Source organism: Streptomyces bambusae (genome assembly GCF_019400985.1).
GTDB classification, from domain to species: domain Bacteria; phylum Actinomycetota; class Actinomycetes; order Streptomycetales; family Streptomycetaceae; genus Streptomyces; species Streptomyces bambusae_A.
Genome location: NZ_WTFF01000740.1, coordinates 1 through 579 on the forward strand (window position 1 = coordinate 1; position 579 = coordinate 579).

A 579-nucleotide genomic window follows, 5' to 3' on the forward strand; every position below is an offset into this window, starting at 1 on the left:
CGAGCTTCGACGCCTCGGTGCTGGAGCTGGTGATGACCTTCGCCGCGGGTGCGGCGCTGGTCGTGCCGCCGGCGGGTCCGCTGGCCGGTGAGGTCCTCGCGGAGGTCCTGACGGCCGAGCAGGTCACGCACGCCCTGATCCCGCCGGCCGCGCTGGCCAGCGTCCCGATGGGCGAGTTCCCGGCCTTCCGGTCGCTGATCGTCGGCGGTGACGCCACCTCCGCCGAGCTGGTGGACCGCTGGGCTCCGGGCCGGAGGATGGTCAACGCCTACGGGCCGACCGAATCCACGGTCGTCGCCACCACCTCCGCACCCCTCACGGCCGACTCCGGTGTCCCCTCGATGGGTACGCCGATCCCGGGCACCCGTACGTACGTCCTGGACGCCGCCCTGCGGCCGGTCGCCCCCGGTGTCGCGGGAGAGCTCTATCTCGCGGGCGCCGGTCTGGCCCGTGGCTACCTCGGCCGCGCCGACCTGACGGCCGAGCGCTTCGTCGCGGACCCGTACGGGCCCGCGGGCACCCGGATGTACCGGACCGGCGACACGGTCCGCTGGACCCGCGACGGGCAGCTCGACTACC

General features: G+C 74.8%; 1 protein-coding gene. It reads left to right on the top strand.

All coding sequences use genetic code 11. From position 1 onward, the window contains the following. Positions 1–579 (top strand): AMP-binding protein (locus GPJ59_RS36815; RefSeq protein ID WP_219672420.1); only part of this gene is annotated, 579 nt, incomplete at both ends.